The 21,816-nt window shown below is 69.8% G+C and carries 19 protein-coding genes; 12 read left to right on the top strand and 7 right to left on the bottom strand.

Annotated elements, in window-relative coordinates; genetic code table 11:
* Window positions 1–35 precede the first annotated feature (35 nt).
* Together D7193_RS01585 and D7193_RS01580 are read left to right on the top strand one after the other, a co-directional pair.
* Window positions 36–275, top strand: a complete 240-nt coding sequence (locus D7193_RS01585) for an AbrB/MazE/SpoVT family DNA-binding domain-containing protein (protein WP_120777598.1) — start codon at window positions 36–38, stop codon at window positions 273–275.
* Window positions 265–720: a type II toxin-antitoxin system VapC family toxin gene (locus tag D7193_RS01580; RefSeq protein ID WP_120777597.1), complete on the top strand. Its 456-nt coding sequence runs from the start codon at window positions 265–267 to the stop codon at window positions 718–720. The genes D7193_RS01585 and D7193_RS01580 overlap by 11 nt, the downstream gene beginning before the upstream one ends.
* Before the next feature lie 4 nt (window positions 721–724).
* Here D7193_RS01580 and glgA read toward each other — a convergent pair whose 3' ends face one another.
* Window positions 725–1,945: a glycogen synthase gene (glgA, locus tag D7193_RS01575; RefSeq protein ID WP_120777596.1), complete on the bottom strand. Its 1,221-nt coding sequence runs from the start codon at window positions 1,943–1,945 to the stop codon at window positions 725–727.
* Between the two features lie 70 nt (window positions 1,946–2,015).
* Here glgA and glgC point away from each other — a divergent pair, with 70 nt between their 5' ends.
* The 3 genes from glgC to D7193_RS34515 all read left to right on the top strand — a co-directional run bounded on the left by glgC (window position 2,016) and on the right by D7193_RS34515 (window position 5,588).
* Window positions 2,016–3,248: a glucose-1-phosphate adenylyltransferase gene (glgC, locus tag D7193_RS01570; protein WP_120777595.1), complete on the top strand. Its 1,233-nt coding sequence runs from the start codon at window positions 2,016–2,018 to the stop codon at window positions 3,246–3,248.
* Between the two features lie 79 nt (window positions 3,249–3,327).
* Window positions 3,328–4,971 carry a phosphoglucomutase (alpha-D-glucose-1,6-bisphosphate-dependent) gene (pgm, locus tag D7193_RS01565; RefSeq protein WP_120777594.1) on the top strand — a complete coding sequence of 548 codons (1,644 nt, stop codon included), beginning with the start codon at window positions 3,328–3,330 and terminating at the stop codon, window positions 4,969–4,971.
* Between the two features lie 158 nt (window positions 4,972–5,129).
* Window positions 5,130–5,588, top strand: coding sequence for an acyltransferase (locus tag D7193_RS34515; protein ID WP_206611835.1), 459 nt, complete (start codon window positions 5,130–5,132; stop codon window positions 5,586–5,588).
* Window positions 5,589–5,603: 15 nt separating this feature from the next.
* On the opposite strand, the gene D7193_RS01555 is transcribed toward D7193_RS34515, so the two are convergent.
* The gene (locus D7193_RS01555; RefSeq protein ID WP_120777593.1) at window positions 5,604–6,533 is read right to left on the bottom strand and encodes an NAD(+)/NADH kinase; all 930 of its coding nucleotides are present in this window, start codon (window positions 6,531–6,533) and stop codon (window positions 5,604–5,606) included.
* Window positions 6,534–6,773: 240 nt separating this feature from the next.
* Here D7193_RS01555 and D7193_RS01550 point away from each other — a divergent pair, with 240 nt between their 5' ends.
* From D7193_RS01550 to D7193_RS01540, 3 genes are all read left to right on the top strand, one after another.
* Entirely contained in the window at window positions 6,774–7,709 is a 936-nt protein-coding gene (locus D7193_RS01550) for an NAD-dependent epimerase/dehydratase family protein (protein ID WP_241562884.1), read from the top strand.
* 65 nt (window positions 7,710–7,774) lie between these two features.
* A complete protein-coding gene (locus D7193_RS01545; protein WP_241562778.1) occupies window positions 7,775–9,130 on the top strand; it encodes a lipopolysaccharide biosynthesis protein in 1,356 nt (451 codons plus the stop codon).
* Complete coding sequence (locus tag D7193_RS01540; protein ID WP_120777590.1) at window positions 9,127–10,365, top strand: glycosyltransferase; 1,239 nt, start codon at window positions 9,127–9,129, stop codon at window positions 10,363–10,365. Before D7193_RS01545 ends, D7193_RS01540 begins: the two co-directional genes overlap by 4 nt.
* 97 nt (window positions 10,366–10,462) lie before the next feature.
* Here the strand turns inward: D7193_RS01540 and D7193_RS01535 are convergent, their stop codons facing one another.
* Window positions 10,463–11,635, bottom strand: coding sequence for an O-antigen ligase family protein (locus tag D7193_RS01535; RefSeq protein ID WP_158674751.1), 1,173 nt, complete (start codon window positions 11,633–11,635; stop codon window positions 10,463–10,465).
* Window positions 11,636–11,805: 170 nt separating this feature from the next.
* Window positions 11,806–13,149 (bottom strand): glycosyltransferase family 1 protein, encoded by a 1,344-nt coding sequence (locus D7193_RS01530; RefSeq protein ID WP_120777588.1) that lies wholly within the window; start codon window positions 13,147–13,149, stop codon window positions 11,806–11,808.
* Window positions 13,150–13,462: 313 nt separating this feature from the next.
* Between D7193_RS01530 and D7193_RS01525 the strand changes: the two genes are divergently transcribed.
* From D7193_RS01525 to wecB, 4 genes are read left to right on the top strand one after another with little or no spacing between them, the layout of a single operon-like run.
* Entirely contained in the window at window positions 13,463–14,503 is a 1,041-nt protein-coding gene (locus tag D7193_RS01525) for an SDR family NAD(P)-dependent oxidoreductase (protein WP_120777587.1), read from the top strand.
* On the top strand, window positions 14,497–15,624 hold the full coding sequence (locus D7193_RS01520; protein ID WP_120777586.1) for a polysaccharide biosynthesis C-terminal domain-containing protein: 1,128 nt from the start codon (window positions 14,497–14,499) through the stop codon (window positions 15,622–15,624). Before D7193_RS01525 ends, D7193_RS01520 begins: the two co-directional genes overlap by 7 nt.
* Entirely contained in the window at window positions 15,621–16,859 is a 1,239-nt protein-coding gene (locus tag D7193_RS01515; protein WP_120777585.1) for a glycosyltransferase family 4 protein, read from the top strand. The genes D7193_RS01520 and D7193_RS01515 overlap by 4 nt, the downstream gene beginning before the upstream one ends.
* Window positions 16,856–17,980 (top strand): non-hydrolyzing UDP-N-acetylglucosamine 2-epimerase, encoded by a 1,125-nt coding sequence (gene wecB / locus D7193_RS01510; RefSeq protein ID WP_120777584.1) that lies wholly within the window; start codon window positions 16,856–16,858, stop codon window positions 17,978–17,980. Before D7193_RS01515 ends, wecB begins: the two co-directional genes overlap by 4 nt.
* Window positions 17,981–18,156: 176 nt before the next feature.
* On the opposite strand, the gene D7193_RS01505 is transcribed toward wecB, so the two are convergent.
* The 3 genes from D7193_RS01505 to D7193_RS01495 all read right to left on the bottom strand — a co-directional run bounded on the left by D7193_RS01505 (window position 18,157) and on the right by D7193_RS01495 (window position 21,745).
* The gene (locus D7193_RS01505) at window positions 18,157–20,031 is read right to left on the bottom strand and encodes a nucleoside-diphosphate sugar epimerase/dehydratase (protein ID WP_120777583.1); all 1,875 of its coding nucleotides are present in this window, start codon (window positions 20,029–20,031) and stop codon (window positions 18,157–18,159) included.
* Window positions 20,032–20,363: 332 nt separating this feature from the next.
* Window positions 20,364–21,149, bottom strand: coding sequence for a GNAT family N-acetyltransferase (locus D7193_RS01500; protein ID WP_120777582.1), 786 nt, complete (start codon window positions 21,147–21,149; stop codon window positions 20,364–20,366).
* The gene (locus D7193_RS01495; RefSeq protein WP_120777581.1) at window positions 21,134–21,745 is read right to left on the bottom strand and encodes a sugar transferase; all 612 of its coding nucleotides are present in this window, start codon (window positions 21,743–21,745) and stop codon (window positions 21,134–21,136) included. The genes D7193_RS01500 and D7193_RS01495 overlap by 16 nt, the downstream gene beginning before the upstream one ends.
* Window positions 21,746–21,816 lie beyond the last annotated feature (71 nt).

Raw genomic sequence — 21,816 nt, 5'->3', positions numbered from 1 at the left:
CACGTATCATGGGTGATACGTAATAGGGGGTTGCCGTGAAGCTGAACAGCAAGGGGCAGGTCACCATCCCGGCGGCCTTGCGGGCGCGCCACGGGTTGCACGAGGGTGACGAGGTCGACGTCGTGGAGGAGGGTGGCGCGCTGCGCATCGTCCGGGTCGCGGACGCCGAGAGCAGAGGGCAGCGCCTGGTACGGCACATGCGCGGTCGCGGCGCCGCGAAGCAGACCGAGGGCATGTCCACCGACGAGCTGATGGAGCTGCTGCGTGGCGAGTGAGCGCCTGCGATCCGTTCCCACCAGGCCCGCCGACACCGCGACCACCCTGGTCGACACCAATGTCCTGCTGGACATCTTCACCGAGGACCCGCAATGGGCCGGGTGGTCGGGCGACGCCCTCGCCGCCGCCCGGGACGACGGTGCACTCGTCGTCAACCCGATCGTGTACGCCGAGGTGTCTGTCCGTTTCGCCAGCATCGAGGAGCTCGACGACGCGTTACCCGCGGCGGACTTCCTCCGCGAGGAGTTGCCGTACCCGGCGGGGTTCCTGGCCGGCAAGGCGTACGCGATGTATCGGGCCCGGGGCGGGACGAAGCGTTCGCCGCTGGCGGACTTCTACATCGGAGCGCACGCCGCGGTGTGCCGATACCGGCTGTTGACCCGCGACGACGGCCGCTACCGCGCGTACTTCCCCACACTCGAGCTGATCTCGCCCGACCGGTAGCCACTCACCCGGCGGCGCCCACCGACCGGTAGACCTCCAGCGTCCGCGCGGCGATGGCGTCCCAGGAGAAGTGCTCGACCGCCCGACGCCGGCCCGCCTGCCCGAACGCCGCCACGCGTTGCGGGTCGGCCAGCAGCTCGTTCATCCGCGCCGCCAGGTCGGCCACGAACCGCCGCGGATCCAGCGGTCGACCCGAGCCGTCGGTGGCCTGCTCGATGGGGACCAGCAGGCCCGTCTCGCCGTCGGCCACCACCTCCGGGATGCCGCCCGTCGCGGTGGCCACCACTGCCGTCTCGCAGGCCATCGCCTCCAGGTTGACGATGCCCATCGGCTCGTAGACCGACGGGCAGACGAACAGCGTGGCGTGGGTGAGCACCTGGATCACCTCGTGCTTGGGCAGCATCTCGGCCACCCACACCACACCCGAGCGGTTCGCCCGCAGCTCGGCGACCAGACCCTCCACCTCGGCCGCGATGTCCGCCGTGTCCGGCGCCCCCGCGAGCAGCACCAGCTGGGTGTCCGCCGGCAGCTCCCGCGCCGCGCGCAGCAGGTAGGGCAGGCCCTTCTGGCGGGTGACCCGGCCGACGTAGACCACGCTGGGCAGCGCCGGGTCGACACCGAGCCGGGCCAGCACGTCCGTCCCCCGGTCGGGCGCGTACTGCGCGGTGTCGATGCCGTTGTAGACCACCCGCACCCGGTCCGGGTCCACCGACGGGTAGGCGGTCAGCACGTCCCGCTTCATCCCCTCGCTGACCGCGATGACCGCGTCCGCCGCCTCCACGGCCGTGCGCTCGCACCACGAGGAGAGCGCGTAGCCTCCGCCGAGCTGCTCGGCCTTCCACGGCCGCAGCGGCTCCAGGCTGTGCGCCGTGACGACGTGCGGCACCCCGTAGAGCAGCTTCGCGGTGTGCCCGGCCAGGTTGGCGTACCAGGTGTGGCTGTGCACGACGTCCGTCCCGGCGCACCCCGCGGCCATCTCCAGGTCCACGCCCATCGTGCGCAGCGCGGCGTTCGCGCCGGTCAGCCCCGGCGGATCGGCGTACGCGGTCACGCCCGGCTCGGTGCGCGGCAGACCGAAGCAGTGCACGCGCACGTCGGCCAGCCGGCGCAGCTCCCGGGCCAGGTACTCGACGTGCACGCCCGCCCCGCCGTAGACCTCGGGAGGGTACTCCCGGGTGAGCAGATCGACGCGCAGCTGGCCGGTGGCCGGGGAGGAGTCGGTCATGAGCGCACCCTAGTGCAGAAGTCCGACCGTACGAGTGGTGAAGTCGGACGCGGGTGGTTAGCGTCGGACCATGGCTGCCAAGGTGCTCGCGATCGTCCTGGCCGGCGGAGAGGGCAAGCGCCTGATGCCGCTGACCGCGGACCGGGCCAAGCCGGCCGTCCCGTTCGGCGGGATGTACCGCATGGTCGATTTCGTCCTCTCCAACCTGGCCAACGCCGGCTACCTCAAGATCGTGGTGCTGACCCAGTACAAGTCCCACTCGCTGGACCGGCACATCACCAAGACCTGGCGGATGTCCACGCTGCTCGGCAACTACGTCACCCCGGTGCCCGCGCAGCAGCGCCGGGGCCCGTGGTGGTTCGCCGGCTCGGCCGACGCCATCTACCAGAGCTTCAACCTGATCAACGACGAGCAACCCGACCACGTGATCGTCTTCGGCGCCGACCACATCTACCGGATGGACCCCCGGCAGATGGTCGAGGACCACATCGCCTCCGGCGCCGGCGTCACCGTCGCCGGCATCCGGCAGCCGCTGTCGACGGCCGACCAGTTCGGCGTCATCGAGGTCGGCGAGGACGGCCGGCGGATCCGGGCGTTCCGCGAGAAGCCCACCGACGCCGTCGGCCTGCCCGACGCCCCCGACCAGATCTACGCCTCCATGGGCAACTACGTCTTCACCACCAAGGCGCTCTGCGAGGCGGTGGAACGCGACGCGGAGGACAAGACCAGCAAGCACGACATGGGCGGCAGCATCATCCCCATGCTGGTCGAGCGCGGTGAGGCCAACGTCTACGACTTCAAGGACAACGAGGTGCCCGGGAGCACCGACCGCGACCGCGGCTACTGGCGCGACGTCGGGACGCTCGACTCGTTCTACGACGCGCACATGGATCTGATCAACGTGCACCCGGTGTTCAACCTCTACAACTTCGACTGGCCCATCTACACCGAGCAGCCGCCGTACCCGCCCGCGAAGTTCGTCCACCAGTGGGGCGAACGGGTCGGCCGGGCCGTCGGCTCGATGGTCTCGCCCGGCGCGGTGATCTCCGGCTCGCTCGTCGAGAACTCGGTCGTGTCGCCGAAGGTCAAGGTGCACTCGTGGGCGCACGTGGACGGGGCGGTGCTCATGGAGGGCGTGGAGATCGGCCGGCACGCCGTGGTCCGGCGGGCCATCCTCGACAAGAACGTCTACGTGCCCGAGGGTGCCGAGATCGGTGTGGACCTGGAGAAGGACCGGCAACGCTATGTTGTCTCCGACAACGGGGTCGTGGTGATCGGCAAGGGCCAGCGGGTCGAGCCGTGACGCCGGCCGCCGTACGCATGGACGGCCTCCCCACCGGGAAGGAACCAGCGTCCGCCCCAACCGCGAGGAGGTTGCCGCAGTGACCCATCCCCGTGCCGGCCAGCCGGCCGAGCCCGCCGACCTGATCGACGTGCCCCGGCTGGTGACCGCCTACTACGCCGAGCACCCCGACCCGCAGGACCCGGCGCAGCAGGTCTCCTTCGGCACGTCCGGCCACCGGGGGTCGAGCCTGCGGCGGGCCTTCAACTCCGACCACATCCTCGCGGTCACCCAGGCGCTGTGCGACTACCGGCGGGAGCGCGGGGTCGACGGCCCGCTGTTCCTGGCCCGGGACACCCACGCCCTCTCCACCCCGGCCGCGGTCGACGCGCTCGAGGTGCTCGCCGCCAACGGGGTCACCGTGCTGGTCGACAGCCGGGACGGCTACACGCCCACCCCGGCGCTGTCGCACGCCATCCTCACCCACAACCGCGGGCGCACGGCCGGCCTCGCGGACGGCATCGTGATCACCCCGTCGCACAACCCGCCCGACGACGGCGGGTTCAAGTACAACCCGACCCACGGCGGCCCCGCCGACACCGACGTGACGCGCTGGATCCAGGACCGGGCCAACGCGATCCTCGCCGGCGGGCTCGCCGAGGTGAAACGCATCCCGTACGCCCGGGCCCGCGCCGCCGACACCACCGGGACGTACGACTTCCTCGCCAGCTACGTCGACGACCTGCCGGCGGCGATCGACCTCGACGCGGTCCGCGCCGCCGGGGTGCGCATCGGCGCCGACCCGCTCGGCGGGGCGAGCGTGGCCTACTGGGGCGAGATCGCCGAGCGGCACCGCCTCGACCTCACCGTGATCAACCCGACGGTCGATCCGACCTGGCGGTTCATGACGCTCGACGGCGACGGCAAGATCCGGATGGACTGCTCCTCGCCGAACGCGATGGCCTCGCTCATCGCCGCCCGCGCCGACTACCAGGTCTCGACGGGCAACGACGCCGACGCCGACCGGCACGGCATCGTCACCCCCGACGGCGGCCTCATGAACCCCAACCACTACCTCACCGTGGCGATCGGCCACCTCTTCCGCACCCGGACCGAGTGGGGCCCCGACGCCGCCGTCGGCAAGACCCTCGTCTCCTCGTCGATGATCGACCGGGTCGCCGCCGACCTCGGCCGGCCGCTGCTCGAGGTGCCCGTCGGCTTCAAGTGGTTCGTGCCCGGGCTGCTCGACGGCGCCGTGGGCTTCGGTGGCGAGGAGAGCGCCGGCGCGTCGTTCCTGCGCCGCGACGGCCGGACGTGGACCACCGACAAGGACGGCATCCTGCTCTGCCTGCTCGCCTCCGAGATCGTGGCCACCACCGGCCGCACCCCCAGCGAGCACTGGACCGAGCTGGCCGAACGGTTCGGCGCGCCCGCGTACGCCCGCATCGACGCACCGGCGACGCGGGAGGAGAAGGCCGTGCTCGGCAAGCTCTCCCCGGAGCAGGTGACCGCCACCGAGCTGGCCGGCGAGCCGATCACCGCGACCCTCACCACCGCACCGGGCAACGGCGCCCCCATCGGAGGCCTCAAGGTCACCACCGACTCCGGCTGGTTCGCGGCCCGCCCCTCCGGCACCGAGGACGTCTACAAGATCTACGCCGAGTCGTTCCAGGGCCCGGACCACCTGGCCCGGATCCAGCAGGAGGCGAAGGACCTGGTCACCGAGGTGCTGGCCAAGGCATGACGGACTCCTCCGTCACTCGGCGGTTCCACCGTCGTTACGCCTGATGTTTGCATTGAGCTTGTCGTCGGGGGTGAGCCGTGTCCGGGCCTTTCCGGTCCGCCGCTAGATCAATTTGGGGGCGATGGGTCGCCGCGCGCGATCCCCAGGCATACGCCCGCATGGTCGGCGTCAACATGACAGGGCGGGTCACGTTCTACGGCATGAGCCTGGGAATGTTCGGTTCCGAACCTTGGCTCATCACCCTCGGGGACAACGTGCACATCACGGCTGGCGTGCAGTTCGTCACCCACGACGGCGGGACCCTGATACTGCGGAAGGAGCACCCTGACTTGGAGTGGACCGCCCCAATCACGGTGGGAAACGATGTCTACATTGGGATGCGGTCGCTCATCCTGCCGGGGGTGTCGATCGGCAACCGGTGTGTGATCGGCGCGGGGGCCGTCGTCACCGCCGACGTGCCCGACAACACCGTGGCAGTGGGCGTGCCTGCCCGGCCGATCCGTACCACCGAGGAGTACCTTGCCCGACTCCAAGCGAAGTCATTGCGGGTCGGTCATCTGCCGGCGCAGGCCAAGGCCGAGGCGATCAAGCGAATCTACGGGATTCCAACGTCTTGATGGTTGGGGCGACACTCACCGAGGCGGCGGAAGTTTGCGCCGGTTCAGCTGCTCGCGGAGCCCGTCGGGAAGCAGTTCGCGCAGCTGATCGGGTAGCAACGGCAGGTCCATGAGGCTGAGCTTGAGCTGGTTGCGTTCCTGGTAGCGGCGCGGGTCCAAGCGCACTACGAGCCCCGCATCGCGGCGGACGCTGATGTCGACGGCCCCCTCGGTGGACGCCTCGCGGAAGACCAGGCCATCCACCTCCACGGCCACGGGCCCCGAGTCGGGCGTCAACTCCAGCCTTATCTTCTCCTCGGGGGAGAGCACCACGGCACGGCTGATGCCGGCCATCGGGGCCGAGGGCGTGATGACCACGGCCTGGGTGGCAGGGGAGACCAGCGGCCCGCCGGCCGCGTAACTGTACGCCGTCGAGCCGGTCGGCGTGCTCACCACCACGGCGTCGCAGCGGTAGTAGCCGTAGCGCTGGCCGTCCACCGCGAGCGTCGCGACGGCGAACCCGCGGCCGGGCTGGCGGACGAGCGCGATGTCGTTGAACGCGACGACGTCGTCGCCGCAGACGTCGCAGACCAGGCAGCTGTGCGCCTCGACCGTGAAGTCCTTGCTGGTCAGCCGGTCCAGCGCCTCGGGCAGTTCCGGTGGCTCCACCTCGACCAGGAACCCGAGCCGGCCCAGGTGGACGCCGAGCACCGGCTTCGGGTTGCCGACCGTCGACCGGAGCGCGCCGAGCATCGTGCCGTCGCCGCCGATGCTGATCAACGCGCTCACGCGCTCCACCAGCTCGTCCTCGGGAATCGCCTCGACGCTCGCGGGGACGCGGTGCCGATCCTCGCAGCGCACGGCGAGGCCCTTGCCGTGCCGGGCCGCCCAGTCGACGATGATCGCGACGATGTCGGTGGCGTCCCGCGTCGGGTGCAGCACCAGCCCGAGCAGGGTGCGGTCCATGCCTCCACCTCACCACATCGCGGGCGGACGGGTGGCCGGACAAGTCAGGTGGGCCAGCGTCTGGGCTGCGGAGGTATCGGCCCTGTAGTACCGGAACATCCTGTTTGCGTCACGCAGAATACGGTGCTTCGTTGATCCATCGGATGGCGAGGGGCCGGACGCGGGGTCGTCGCGTCCGGACCGGTGTTCCGAGGGACGGGGACCGGTGACGATGCCACCGAAGGAGGACCGTTGAAGATCGTGGTGACCGGTGGGGCCGGCTTCATCGGATCCAACCTGGTGCGGGTCCTGCTCGACGTACCCCGGATCACCGAGATCGTGGTCGTGGACGACCTTTCGACGGGCTCGCTCGACAACCTCCTCGACCTGCCGATTCGATTGATTACCGGCACCATCCTGGACCCGGAAGTCCTCGATGAGGCGATGTACGGGGCGACCAGTGTGGTGCACCTTGGTGCCCTCGGCTCCGTACCCAGATCCATCGACGACCCGCTGCGCAGCCATCACGCGAACGCCACTGGCACACTCGCGGTCCTGGAGGCAGCCCGGCGTCACGGGGTGCCGCATGTCGTCCTCGCCTCGTCCTCATCTGTCTACGGCGCCAATCCCGTCCTGCCACGGCAGGAGGCGTTGCGCCCCATGCCGATCAGCCCGTACGCGGTGAGCAAGCTTGCGACGGAGGCGTACGCCCTCGCGTACGCGTCCTGCTACGGACTGCAGGTGCTCCCGTTCCGGTTCTTCAACGTGTACGGCCCCCGACAGGCGGCCGACCACGCGTACGCGGCGGTGGTGCCACGGTTCGTTTCGGCGGCTTTGGCGGGACGCCCGTTGGAGGTGCACGGGGACGGCACCCAGACCCGGGACTTCACCTTCGTCGGCAGCGTCACGGATGTGATCGTTGACGCGGTGCTGCGGCGGGTGTCCGCCCCGGACGTGGTCAACCTCGCCTTCGGCGTACGGATCTCCCTGTTGGAGGTCATCGCCGAACTGGAGGTGGTGCTCGGCCGTCCGCTGCTGGTGGAGTACGCGCCATCCCGCGCGGGCGATGTGCGCGACTCACAAGCTGACTCGTCCCGGCTCAGCGAGTTGTTTCCCGCGGCCCGCCGATACTCTCTGCGCACCGGACTCGAGGCGACAGTCGCCTGGATGGCGGACCGAGTGCTCACCGGCGGATGACGCGACCGATGGCCGCAGAACCTCGCCGGACCGTCTCCACGGCGGCCGCGGGCCCGTCTGTTGCGGTGCTCGAGACACGGGATCTCGGCGAGCAGGATGGCGCGCGGAGTCGTCGCCTGCTGTCGGGAATACTCACCGCGGCGGTCAGCCGCGCAGCGGGCCTGTTGGTGCCACTGCTCCTCATCCCGATCATGCTCTCGTACCTCGGACCGGAGCGGTACGGCTTGTGGACGGCAGTGCTCGCACTCGCCGGAATGGCCGCATTCGCGGACCTCGGTCTCGGCAACGGGTTGATGACGAAGTTGGCCCGGTGTTACAGCACCGGTGACACCGTGAGTGCCCGAGGCTACGTCTCGAGTTCCTACTGGCTCCTCGTTCCGATGTCCCTCGGCGCATGCGGGCTGCTGTGGCTCCTGGGCTCGACGATCCCCTGGTCCTCCCTGCTCGGACTGCCGAGCACCGCCAGTGGATCCGAGGCGCGAGGGATGGTGCTGATCTGCCTGTCGGCGTTCGTGCTCAACATTCCCCTCTCTCTCGTGACGCGCGTGCAGTACGCGTATCAGCAGGTCGCGGTGAGCAATCTGTGGCAGACGGCCGGCAATGTGGTGGCGCTGCCGCTGGTCCTCACCGCGGTCTGGGCCGAGCTGTCGCCGGTGACCGTTGTGGCGGCCACCGTTGTCGGGCCACTGATCGCGAACGCCGCGAACAGTGTCTGGCTCTACACGTCGAGGATGCCGGAAATCCGGCCGAGGTTCGGCCAGCTCGAGCCGGAGGTGATGCGGGACCTGCTACGGCTGGGCGGGCTGTTCTTCCTGCTGACCGTGGTGATCTCCGCCGCCAACAGCGCCGACAACCTGATCATCGCGCACACCCGCGGTCTGCACGCGGTCACCGAGTACGCCGTGCCCGCCAAGGTGCTGGCGCAGGTCGGCATGCTGGTCAGCCTCGTGAATGTGCCGCTCTGGCCCGCCAACGGAGAGGCGCTGAACAAGGGGGACCTCGTCTGGGTGCGTCGGACCGTCCGCCGGATGACTCTGATATCGGCTGCGGTGGCGACGGTCCCCGCCGTCATCTTCGTGTCCGTCGGTGAGCAGATCTTCGCCGCCTGGCTTCCCGGTCCGCTCGGCGGCGACCGGTGGTTGCTGGCCGGACTCGCGGCGTGGTGGATCCTGCTGGCGGGGATAGGCCCTCGCTTCATGGTGCAGAACGCGGCGGGTCTGGTCCGGCCGCAACTGATCGGCTGGGCGGCCTTTCTAGCGATTTCGGTGGTCCTCAAATGGTACGGCTCCGAAAAGTGGGGCGTCGTCGCCGTTCCGTTCATCGCAGTGGGGGTCTACCTAGTGACGGTGTTGCCGGCGGCGTTGTACGGCTATCGTGCGGCGCTCCGTACGAGCGCTCATGGAACGGAGAGTGCGCGATGACCTCGCCAGGCAGCCGGAGTGCCGAGGACGGGCGTACGGTCCACGCCCGAGCCGGTGGAACCGAGTGGGTCGCCTATGTCGGGCCCTTCACCTTTCCGTGGGGCCAGCCAGGGTCACGTCGGGTACTGGGCATCGCCCGCTCGCTGGCCATGGCGGGACACCGTGTGGTGATTGCCGGCGGGGAACACCGGCCACTGATCGCGCAACTCGATGCAGTCGAGGGTCCCGGTTCCATTCAGCACCTCGGGGTCGGCGAGCTACCCGCGGGCCGGGAGAACCCCCTCGTCCGTTCGGTGCAGTCCCTGATCTGGCAGGGGCGGCGAACCGTTCGGTGGTTGGAGAGCCAGCCCAGCCCTCCCTCCCACGTGATCGTCTACGGTGGCTACGCGTCATACATGTTCCACCTGCGGCCATGGTGCCGCCGCAATGGGATTCCACTGATCGCCGACGTGGTCGAGTGGTACGACCCCGGGCATCTGCGCGGCGGCCCGCTCGGCCCTCTGCGGATGTCGTCCGAGCTGGCGATGCGTCACTACTATCCGAAATGCGATGGCGTGATCGCGATCAGCTCATTCCTCGAAGACTTCTACCGCCATCACGGGGTGCGGACCATCCGTGTCCCGCCCACCCTGGATGTTCGCCAAATTCGCCTCGACGCGTCGGTGCGGGCCGTGAAGCCCGGCCTCACCCTTGTCTACTTCGGAAACCCGGGTAAGAAGGACCTACTCGCGACCATGGTTCGGGCAGCGGGTCGGCTGGAGCGCGAGGGTGCGGAACTTGAGTTCCGCATTCACGGCCCGACGCGACAGCAGGTCCAAGCGCTGCTCGACGGGGATGCGATCCCCGGTAACGTCAACGTAGCCGGAAGACTGCCACAGCACGCTGTGTCACAGGCGGTCCAGGCGGCCGACTTCAGCGTGATCGTCCGCCGGCCGGAGCGCTTCGCCCAGGCCGGGTTTCCCACCAAGTTCTGCGAGAGTTTCGCCAACGGGACGCCGGTCATCGCGAACCTCACCAGCGATCTTCGCAATCACCTGCGCCACGCCGTCGAAGGCATCGTCGCCGACGGTGACACCATGGACGCGATTGTGGAAGCGCTGAGAGCCGCTGTGAAGCTCAGCCCGGAGCAGCGCCTCGAGATGCGGCGGGCCGCGCGTCAGGAAGCCATCAACTCCTTCGACTATCGCCGCTATGCGGGAGATCTGGCGAAGTTCGTCAACGGCCTGCGGCGCTGAGACGAGCGGCGACCGCTCCGATATCGGACCAGCGTTCGCCCCATGGGTCCCTCAAAGGACTCAGGTGGCGTACCGCCGACGGCCGCCCGGATCACCCCTACCCGCGGGCCGCGGCGCTCCAGTGCGGCCTGGCCGACACTCGTCCCTCGTCTGCCATCAGTCGATGCCGTGCCGCGCGTCGCGTCGTGGCGTCCAGGGTGACGGTCGACACCAACGCCAGCACCAGCCAGGCCCCCTGCGACTGCTCCCAGTGTCCGGTCACCCAGATCGGCAGCAGGGTGACGATGAAGACGCCAGCCAGTACCGAGCCGACCTGCTTGGCCTGCTTGGCCGCGCAGGCGAGAGCGACTGCGATGGTGGATCCGTAGAGGATCACGCCTATCAGGCCGAGGTCGGTGCCGACCGTGAGTAGGAGGTTGTGCGGGCCGACTCCGAGTGGGTTCACAACCCGAAAGAGGCCGGGACCGAGCCCGGTGACCGGTTGCTCCATCCACGCGGACACGGCGATTGGCCACACCTCGAGACGGCCGGAGAGGTCGCCTGTCTCCCGACCGAACAGGCTGTCGAGCCACCGGGCGGTCGTCTCGAAGGTGGTCGCGGCCTTGAACGGGATCAGGAGGATCAGCGCCGGCACGCCGACGCGCGCCACGGCCCACGTCAACCGTGGGCCGAAACGAGCCAGGACCAGGTACAACGCCCCCGCGATGAGCCCGATCGTGGCGCCTTTGGATCCGGTCAGCAGAACGCCGTAGACAGACACCGCGAGCGTGCCGAACAGAGCGCTACGGACGACCCGTGACCGCGGTCCGACACGGAGGAGCACGACGGTGAGCACGGCGCCTGTTACTAGCGTGTACGACGTGTAGTTGATGTTGATGCCGTCGAGCCCGTAGCGGACGTTGTAGTCGAAGAGGGCGTCGCGCTGGCTGCCGGTATCACGGGCGCCGACGATCAGGGCCATCGCCGTAGCGGCGCATCCGGCGACGTGCGCAAGCGCCACCGGTATGAGCTCGGCCCGGCTTCTCACGATGTGCCGGACGGCGAGAAAGACCAGGAACGCTGAGGCGTACAGGTATGCGGGTAGTTGGGTGATGAGGGGATCGGCCTCGTCGACCAGCGTGCTCACGACAGCCCAGATGGCCGTCAGACCGGCCAGCACGTCCACCACGTGGAGCCGTGGACGACGCAAGGTGATCAGAATCGCGACCACCGCCGCCGGGCCGCCGTAGATGGCGGCCAGTCGAGGGGACCATGCGGCCACGAACGCCACAACACAGATGAGCACGAGCCCGGGGAGAGGCATGGTTGATCGCCTGTGTCCACCTGGTCGTCGCGTTCCGTCCTCGCGCGGACGAGGGTGCGACGACGCATGACGTGACAGCGACGGGCGGTACGGGGTGTTCAGTCTGTTTCCAGTCGGGCTGAACTGGGTGAAGGTTGTCATGACAGTGCTCGGCTCTCCCGGGCTGTCGCGCCCGCAGCATCCGGAGACGTGGGTTCGCCGACGAACTCCTCGGCTGACGGCACGCGGTCGCCGGCGAGCGCGTCGCATACGGCCCGGTAGAACGCGTCACGGCGTCCCCGAAGAGTGTCCTGGGAGAAGTCCCGCGCGCGAGCGAGATTTCGAGCGGATGCCCTGGCGCGCCGTGCGGGATCCTTCAGCAGGCGTTCTATCGCATCCGCCAGGGCGACGTGGTCGTCCGGAGGAACGATGTCTTCGTCGGCGAGCAACTCGGGAATGCCACCGACCGACGAACCGACGGCGGGCAGCCCTCGGGCCATCGCCTCGACCAGCGCCTTCGGGAGGCCTTCGGTACGAGAAGGCATGGCGAACAGGTCGGCACGGTCGAGGTGCAGCCGTACCTGTGCGCCCGCCGCGACCGACCCGACGAAATCGATCCTGTCGCGCACGCCGAGCTGGGCTGCGAGTTGTTCCAGCCGCGCCTGCTGCCGGCCGGCGCCGACATGAACGCATCGCACCGGCACACCCGCGGCGGCGAGCCGCGAGAGCGCCCTGATCAGCGTGTCGATGCCCTTGTACAGCATCTCGAGGGAGCCGACCGAGATGACGACGTACTCGTCGCGCTGCCTCGGAAGGGGAGGCTCAGCCACGAAGGCGTCGGGCCGTAGCTCTACGCTGGAGTACGCGGCGGTGACGGCGTGCCGTCCGATGGGATACCGACGTTGCAGGTACTGCTCGGTCACATAGGAGACACCGATCGCCGTGCGGCACTGCCGTCGGAGTAGCGCCGTATAACGCCATCTCAGCCAGGGACGCAGCGGGTGCCGGACCACGCCCGGCGCATAGACCGTGAACGGATCTGCCATCACCTCGACGACGTACGGCAGCCGCCGGCGCGCCCGCGCGGTGGCCATCAGCGAGCCGAGGACCGTGGGCGCGCGCAGAATGAGGACCGCGTCGGGATCGTCCGCGCCCCGGAGCGCACGCACGACGGCCGAGCGGCGACGCAGGTACTGCCACGGCCCGACGTAGTGAGGCACGGGTCGCACGGTGACGCGGTGTCCGTCGACCCGATGCGAATCGGGTGCCATCGACGACGCGTCCGTCACCCGGGCGATGACGACCACCTCGGAGAAGGCGGACAGGTAGCGGGTGAAGAAACTGTAGCCCGGTCCCTCCCGTGTCCAGACGGCGCCGTCCGGAGTGCGTGTGAACCTCGCCTCGACCACAACCAGAGCCTTCCGGGCAGGCCGTCCGCTGGCCTCGGCAGCGAGCTGGCTGTCGGAGCGCGTCGATGTGATCTCGGGTGTGCTGTCGAGCATGGCGCTCCTAGGCGGCTCTGTGAGTGCGGCGGTGAGCAGCGCGGGCCGAGCGGCTGCCGCAGATCTGTGGTCGCGTGGAAGACGACCGCCTGAGTCCTACCAGGGTTCCCTCGCACCGGAGACCGCTTTCACGAAATTTGTGTCATCACCGGGTCAGACGACCCGATAGGTGTGGAACGTCTGGTCATTTCAATGCCTGTTCGTTCCCTTTGGGCGTTTCCGTCACTGCTCGGGCTCGTTGCGCGAGGTGTGACGACAGGCCCTCGACCTCGCCAACGTCACGACTGCTCAACTCCGAAACGGGGAGCTACCTGTGACTTTCTTGACCACCGGACGCCGAGTGCTCATCACCGGCGGCACCGGTTCCTTTGGCCAGACGATGGTGCGTCGCCTTCTCGCGCGAGGCGTCGGCGAGGTCCGGGTGTTCAGCCGGGACGAGGCCAAGCAGGACGCCATGCGCCGCTCGCTCGGCGACGAGCGGGTCCGCTACCACGTCGGTGACGTGCGCGACTACGACTCAGTGCTCAAGGCCAGCCGGGGAATCGACTTCATCTTCCACGCGGCCGCGCTCAAGCAGGTGCCGTCCTGCGAGTTCTTCCCGCTCGAAGCGGTCCGCACCAACATCCTGGGCAGCGGCAACGTCGTCGAGGCCGCCGAGCGCAACGGAGTCGGTTCGGTCGTGGTCCTCAGCACCGACAAGGCCGTCCACCCCGTGAACGCGATGGGCATGAGCAAGGCCCTCATGGAGAAGGTCGCCCAGGCACATGCCCGCAACAACCCGCACAGCGCCACCACCGTCTCCTGCGTCCGGTACGGCAACGTCATGTACTCGCGTGGCTCGGTGATCCCGCTCTTCATCGAGCAGATCAAGGCCGGCCGGGCGCTGACCGTGACCGACCCGGGAATGACCCGGTTCCTGATGTCGCTGGCCGACTCGGTCGAACTGGTCGAGCACGCCTTCGCGCACGCGCGGCCGGGCGACATCTTCATCCGCAAGGCCGCCGCCTGCACCGTCTCCGACCTCGCCGAGGCGGTGTGCCAACTCTTCGACGTGCCGTTCAAGCTTGACATGATCGGCGTACGGCACGGTGAGAAGCTCGACGAGACGCTCGCGAGCCGCGAGGAGCTGACCCGCGCCGAGGACTTCGGTGAGTTCCTGCGTGTGCCGCTGGACGCCCGCGACCTCAACTACTCGCTGTACGTCTCCGAGGGTGAGCTCGGTGAGGGGCCGACCGAGGACTTCAACTCGGCGAACGCGCCGCGGCTCGGCGTACCCGAGATCGTCGAGTTGCTGAAGACGCTGCCCGAGGTCCAGGCGGAGCTGGCCCTGCGGGATCCGGTGCTGGCGTGCTGAGGCTGGCTGTCACCGGGGCCGGAGGCTTCCTCGGCTGGCACGTACGGGTGCTGCTGCGCGCCCTGGGTTGGCCCGAGCCGACCGTGATCACCCGTGGTGATCTCGCCGATCCCGCGGCGGTGGCCGCCAAGGTCGCCGGCGTGGACCGCGTGCTGCACCTGGCCGGTGTCAACCGGGGCGAGCCGGCCGAGGTCGCGGCCGGCAACGTGCAGCTGGCCGCGCAACTCGCCGACGGGCTGCGGCACGCGGCCGTGCCACCCGGCTCGGTCCTGTTCGCCAACTCGGTGCAGGCCGGCAACGGCACACCGTACGGCGACTCCAAGGCCACGGCCGCCGGGATCCTGGCCGACACCGGCCTGCCAGTTGACGACGTTCTGCTGCCGAACCTCTACGGCGAGCACGGCCGGCCGTACTACAACTCGGCGGTGGCGACCTTCTGTCGGGTGCTCGCCGAGGGCGGGCATCCCGAGGTGCACGCCGACCGCGAGCTGAGCCTGGTGCACGTCACCGATGCGGCGGCCCGGATCGCCGGGGTGCCGGCCGGCGGCTCGTGGGACCCGGCCATGCCCGCGCTGCGGGTCGGCGTGCGCGAGCTGGCCGACAGGCTCGCCAGGATGGCGGCGACCTACCGTACGGGGGAGATCCCGTCCCTGACGGACCGGCACGACGTACGGCTGTTCAACACCTACCGGTCACACTGCTTCCCGGCCCACTACCCGATGCCGCTGCCCCGGCGGGCCGACCCGCGAGGCGAGCTGGTCGAGACGGTCAAGGCGCACGGGGGCTCCGGGCAGACCTTCTGCTCCACCACCCGCCCCGGCATCACCCGCGGCGAACACTTCCACCTGGCCAAGGTTGAACGGTTCGTGGTGCTGCGCGGCTCGGCCGAGATCAGCCTTCGCCGGGTCGGCTCCACCGAGGTGCTGCGGTTCCCCGTCGACGGCGACGAGCCGGTGCTCATCGACATGCCCACGATGTGGGTGCACAAGTTGGTGAACACGGGCGCCGACGAGCTGGTCACCCTGTTCTGGACCAACGAGCTGTTCGACCCGGGCCGGCCGGACACCTGGCCCGAGGCGGTCGAGCAGACCCGGGCGAAGCCCGTGGCGGTGGGCGCGTGAGGATCGGCCTGATCACCCAGTGGTACCCGCCCGAGGGGGCGATCATCCCCGGCAGGCTCGCCGAGGAGTTGGCGGTACGCGGCCATGAGGTGCGTGTGCTCACCACCTTTCCGAGCTATCCGTTCGGCCGGGTCTACCCGGGATGGCGGCAACGGTGGGGACACCGGGAAACCGACGGCCCGGTGGCGGTCCGCCGGGTGCCCAGCTATCCCAGCCACGACACGTCGGCAATGCGGAGGGCGCTGAGCCACCTCTCCTTCGGCGCCACCAGCGTGGTGGCCGGGGTGCGGTGGCTCTCCGGCGTCGACGTCACGTACGTCTACCACCCGCCGCCCACCTCCGTAGCCGCGGCGGCCCTGCTCCGTGTCGCCCGGCGGACGCCGATCGTCCTGCACGTGCAGGACCTGTGGCCGGAGTCGGTGATGGAGTCCGGCATGGCGCCGACCGGCCGGCGTGCCAACGCCCTGGAGCGGACGCTCGGCGGGATGATGCGCCGGACCTACCGGCTGGCCGACACCATCGTCGCGATCTCGCCCACCATGGCCGAGCGGGTGGTGGCACGCGGTGCCGACCCGGCCAAGGTGCGGGTGGTCTGGAACTGGACCGACGACACGCTCTTCCGTCCGGTCCCCGCGACCGACGAGGCTCGCGCGGCGCTGGGCCACCGTGGGCGCTGCACCGTCATGTTCGCCGGCAACCTGGGCCTGCTCCAGGGTCTCGAGACCGCGATCCGGGCGGCCGCCGCCGTGCGCGACCGGATCGACCTGGTGCTCGTCGGCTCCGGAGCGGGGGAGGAGGCGGCCCGCCGGCTCGTGGTCGAGCTGGGTGCCGACAACGTGCGGTTCATCGGCCGGCGGCCGACCGAGGAGATGGCCGAGCTGTACGCGGCCGCGCAATGGCAGCTGATCTGCCTGCGTGACGTGCCCGCCCTGCGGGCCGCCGTCCCGTCGAAGCTGCAGGCCGCACTGGCATGCGGCGCACCGGTGATCGCCTCCGCAGGAGGCGACACCGCCGAGCTCGTCCGGTCGACCGGCGTGGGTCTCACCTGCCCGCCCGAGGACTGGCGGAGCCTCGCGGAGCGGTTTGCGGACGCGGCGGCCACGCCGGCCACCGCCCACGCCGAGATGGGACGCCGGGCCCGGCAGGTCTACCGGGAACGGATGTCGGTGCGCGTCGGCGTCGATCAGTTCGAGGACATCCTGACCAAGGCCGCGCCACGGAGAGGACGCGCATGACCCGGATCATGACCGTTGTCGGCACCCGACCAGAGATCATCAGACTGTCCCGGGTCGTCGCCAGGCTCGACGAGACGGTGGATCACATCCTGGTCCACACCGGACAGAACTGGGACACCACCCTGTCCGACGTCTTCTTCACCGAGCTGCGGTTGCGTAAACCGGACCGGTTCCTGCACGTCGACACGTCCTCGCTGGGTCGGGTGCTGGGTGGCGTGCTCGTCGGGATGGAGACGGCGATCGTCGAGCACCGGCCTGACGCGCTGCTGGTGCTCGGCGACACCAACAGCTGCATCGCCGCGCTGATGGCGCGACGGATGCGGGTGCCCGTCTACCACATGGAGGCCGGCAACCGGTGCTTCGACCTGAACGTGCCGGAGGAGACCAACCGCCGGCTGGTCGACCACGTCGCCGACTTCAACCTCGTCTACACCGAGCACGCCCGGCGCAACCTGCTCGCCGAGGGGCTGCACCCGCGCCGGATCCTGCACACCGGCTCGCCGATGCGCGAGGTGCTGGAGCACTACCGCGGCGGCATCGAGGCGTCGACCATCCTCCGGCAGCTCGAACTCGACCGGGGCCGGTACTTCGTGGTCAGCGCGCATCGCGAGGAGAACGTGGACTCGCCGGCCCGGCTCCAACAGCTGCTGGACTGCCTCCGGGCCGTCCACGACCGGTGGGGTCATCCGGTGCTGGTCTCCACGCATCCGCGTACGCGCAAACGCCTGGAGGCGCTGGCGCCCGACGCCACCGCGTTGGAGGGGATCGCCTTCCACGAGCCGTTCGGCCTGCTCGACTACGTGCACCTGCAGACCCGTGCGTTCTGCACGCTGTCGGACAGCGGCACCATCAGCGAGGAGGCCGCGATCCTCGGCTTCCCCGCGGTCACCCTCCGGGAGTCGATCGAACGGCCCGAGGCGCTCGACGCCGGCGGCATCATCATGACCGGCCTCGATCCGGAGGGCGTGGTCGAGGCGGTGCAGGTCACCGTCGACCAGGTCGCCGCGCAGGGAGTGCCCTGCCCCGCCGACTACCGGGTCCCCGACACGTCCCGCCGGGTGGTCGACTTCATCCTCTCCACGGTCCGCCGCCACCACGACTGGGCGGGCATCCGCCGCTGACACAGGGGTGTCCGATCCCGGCCCCGCACGCTCCGGCCGGCGACCGCGAACGCGGTCGCCGGCCTTCGCGTATGTCGGCCTCTGTGGGGATCGGGGATGCGTCTACGGCGTCGCCGGGCAAGAGGGTCCCGCTCCGGGAGCGGCTAGCCACCGGAGCGGGACGGCGAGCGGACGGATCAGTGCGACGACAGCGGCAGGCGCAGCGGGCTGTCCTCCATCGGACCGACCGGCTGGGCGGACAGGAGCGCGAGCTGCTCGGTCACCTTTGCCGGCTCGGCGTACGGGTCGAGCCCACTCACCTCCATCGGGTCCAGCGCGGGCACGCCGACATGCGAGACCAGGGGGTGGAACGGCCGGACGTCGACCTCGCCGGTGCCGAGCAGGTCCTCGTGCAGCTTCTCGCCCGGGCGCAGCCCCGTGAAGACGATCGGCACCGAGACGGACGCCTGCTCGGCCATCTGGCGGGCCAGGTCGGCGATGCGCACCGGCTCCCCCATGTCGAGCACCAGCGCCTCCCCGTCGCGTCCGATCTCCGCGGCCTGGAGCACCAGGTGCACGGCCTCCTGGACGGTCATCAGGTAACGGGTCACATCCGGGTGGGTGACGGTCAGTGGCTTGCCTGCCTCGATCTGCTGCTGGAACGCCGTCACCACCGAGCCGCGGCTGCTCAGCACGTTTCCGAACCGGACGCTGAGGAAGGTCCCGGGGAACCGTGAAGCCGCGTGGGCGGTCAACCGTTCGGTGATCCGCTTCGAGTAACCGAGCACGCTGATCGGGTCGGCCGCCTTGTCGGTGGAGATGTTCACGAACCGGGCCACGTCCTGGCAGGCGTCCAGCACGGACAGGGTGCCCCAGACGTTGGTCTTGACCGCCTCGCCCGGGTGTCGTTGGAGCAGCGTCAGGTGCTTGAGCGCCGCCGCGTGGAAGACGATCTCGGGACGACGTTCCTGGATGATCCGTCGGATGGCCTCGTCGTCGCGCAGGTCGGCGAGGATCAGCTCCGGGCCGTCCAACAGAGCCCGTCCGGAAAGCGACATCTGGAGGCTGTGCAGGGCGGATTCGTCGCGGTCCAGCATCATCAGCTCGCCCGGGTCGGCCTTCATCACCTGGCGGCACAACTCCGAGCCGATCGAGCCACCGGCGCCGGTGACCAGGATCCGTCGTCCGGTCAGGCTGTTCGTGCTCAGCGGTAGGTCGCCGACGACCTGGCGGCGGCCGAGCAGGTCGCTGATCTGCACGTCGCGCACGTCGGTGACGGTGATCCGGTGGTCCACCAGGTCCCGCACCGGTGGCAGGACCTTGAACGCCGCGCCGGTCCGGAGGGTGGCCTCCCTGATCTCGCGGATCAGCGCGGCGTCGGCGTTCGCGACCGAGAAGATGACCGTGTTGGCGCCGGTACGACGCACCGCCGCGGCGATGTCCCCGCGACCGCCGAACACACGAACCCCGCCGACACGCAGGTCGCGTTTGTCCGGGTCGTCGTCGAGCGCGCCGACCGGCAGGTACCGGCCGCGCGGATCGCTCAACATGGCACGCAGCAGGCCCTGTCCGGCGTCGCCCATCCCGAACAGGAGCACCGGTGTCGACGACCGGACGTCCGGCCGCATCGCGAGGTCGCGCCGGTACCGGTACGCGAACCGTGCCCCGAGCATGAACAGCAGGGCCAGCGAGCCGCCCACGACCGGAGTGCTGGCCGGCACGGGCCGGTCGGCGGAGGGCAGCAGGCCGAGCAGCACGATGGCCGCCGTGGTGACCGTGGTTCCGGCTACACCCTGTACCTCCTGCAGGCTGCCCAGTGGGTGCCGCCCCGAGTAGAGGCGGCGCAGCGCCGCCACTGCCACGTACATGACGGCGGCGCCGATGCCGATGATCGTGGCGCGGCTGAGCTGGCCCGGGGGGAGGTGGAACTCGTACCGGCTCCAGACGGCCGCGATGAAACCTCCTACCCAGGCGGTGGTGTCGGTGGCGAGGAAACCGGCGGTGCGGCGGCGTGCCCTTGCCCGGCGCGACCGCTTGTCCATCAGTTCGGTGCTCGCTGTCTCCTGCGGCATGTACTGGCTCCCTGTTCCGTCTCCGACCGCTTCCGCCCTCGAACAGGCAGGAACAGTCGTCCTCTTCGTACCTTTTACATGCGGACAGCTACCGCGTGGGCGGTTTCGCAATCAAAGGGATGAACGTCCCGTTCTGCGAGCAGACGGATCCGATGTCCGGTACGCCCTTCGCCGTCGCGGTGTGGTTTCCAGGTCGTCAGACGCGGCCGTCGAAGACCGGTTCTCCGGACGCGAGGGCACTCTTAGCCACCGAACGGCCAGCCGTGATGGGCGGGCAGCGGCGTACCCGGAGGGTGGTGGGTCGCCGGCGGTTGCCGATCGGCCGAGCGGTCTTACCGTCCCGGGGGCGGCAGGCTTCGCCCCATCCGCGCGAAGTGGGCAAAGGCAGGTTCCGCATTCGGCGCGGCGCTCGCCCCTGTCACGTACCACTGGTCGATCCCCAGCAGCTGGCCCAGCGCGGCGCGGATGGCCGCCCCGGTGGCGCCGTCCGGTACCCGGGCGGCCGCGCCCACGCAACGCACCGCGAACTCGTCCGCGCCTACGCGGACCCGCAGGTCGCCAAAGCCGTACGCCCGCCGGTGGGCGGTGAACGACGCCCAGTCGACGATCCGGACGGGGACGTCCGTCGGTGACGTGGCCGGGTCGAGGTGGGTCCAGACCTGATAGCTCCGGTCCCCGTAACCCGTTCGCTGGTACAGGTTTCGGGCAGCCGTGTTCTCGAGCGAGACGTCGAGCAGGAGGCCGTCGCATCCCAACCGGCGCGCGACTTCGGCGCCGTCCTCCAGCAGGAGCGAGCCGAGTCCCCGTCCTCGGTCCTGTGCTCGCACGGCGACGCCGTTGAGCAGGAACTGACGACCGAGCAGCCGCCAGTCCGCCACCGCCCGCACCCCGGTGTCGTCGACGACGCAGCGGAGGAACAGCGTGCGCAGGGGCGGCGGCGGCGCGAGCGAGGCCGCGAGGAAGGCGGCGAAACCCGGCGCGTGGTAGGCGACCAAACCGGCGCACGGCGTCGGCACCGACTCGGCGAGCAGACAAGCGGCCGCGGTGACGACCGGGTCGTCCGGATGGGTCGGCGCTCCCACCGCTTCGGCGACGGTGGCGTTCACGAGCGCACCCACGACAGCTGCCGTTCCTTGTCCAGGTCGAGCATCTCCGCCGCCGGGTCGGTGGCCACGCCGCTGGCGCGCAGCACCTTGCCGACCGTCCGGGCAAGGATCGCCAGATCGAGTCGGAACGACCACGAGGTGACGTACTCGACGTCGTACTCGAGCCGCTCGTCCCACGGCACCCCGTTGCGCCCGCCGACCTGGGCCAGGCCGGTGATGCCGGGCCGGACCTGGAACCGGACGCGCTCGCGTTCCGTGTACCAGGGGTCGTAGCGGGGGAGAAGCGGTCGCGGGCCGACCAGGCTGAGTTCTCCGCGGAGCACGTTCACCAACTGGGGCAGCTCGTCGATGCTGAGCTTCCGGAGCAGTCGCCCGACTCCGCGACACCGTACGCCGTCGGGAAGGAGTTCGCCGTTCACGTCACGCTCGTCGGTCATGGTGCGGAGCTTGATGATGCGGAAGGGCCGTTCCCACCGACCGGTCCGCTCCTGGACGAAGAAGACCGGGCTGCCGAGCCGCAACCGGACGAGCAGCACGGCGATCGCCAGGACCGGTGCCGCCAGGATCAACAGGACCGTGGCAACCGACACGTCAAGCAGCCGCTTCATCCGCTGCTGCGCCTGATACGACAATGCTCTGCCCTCGCGAACACCATTAACCATGGGGGAACCGTTCTGTC

It is taken from the genome of Micromonospora costi (assembly GCF_003626655.1).
In the GTDB taxonomy this organism is placed as follows: Bacteria; Actinomycetota; Actinomycetes; order Mycobacteriales; family Micromonosporaceae; genus Micromonospora; species Micromonospora costi.
This window is presented reverse-complemented; position numbering and strand designations above follow the sequence as displayed.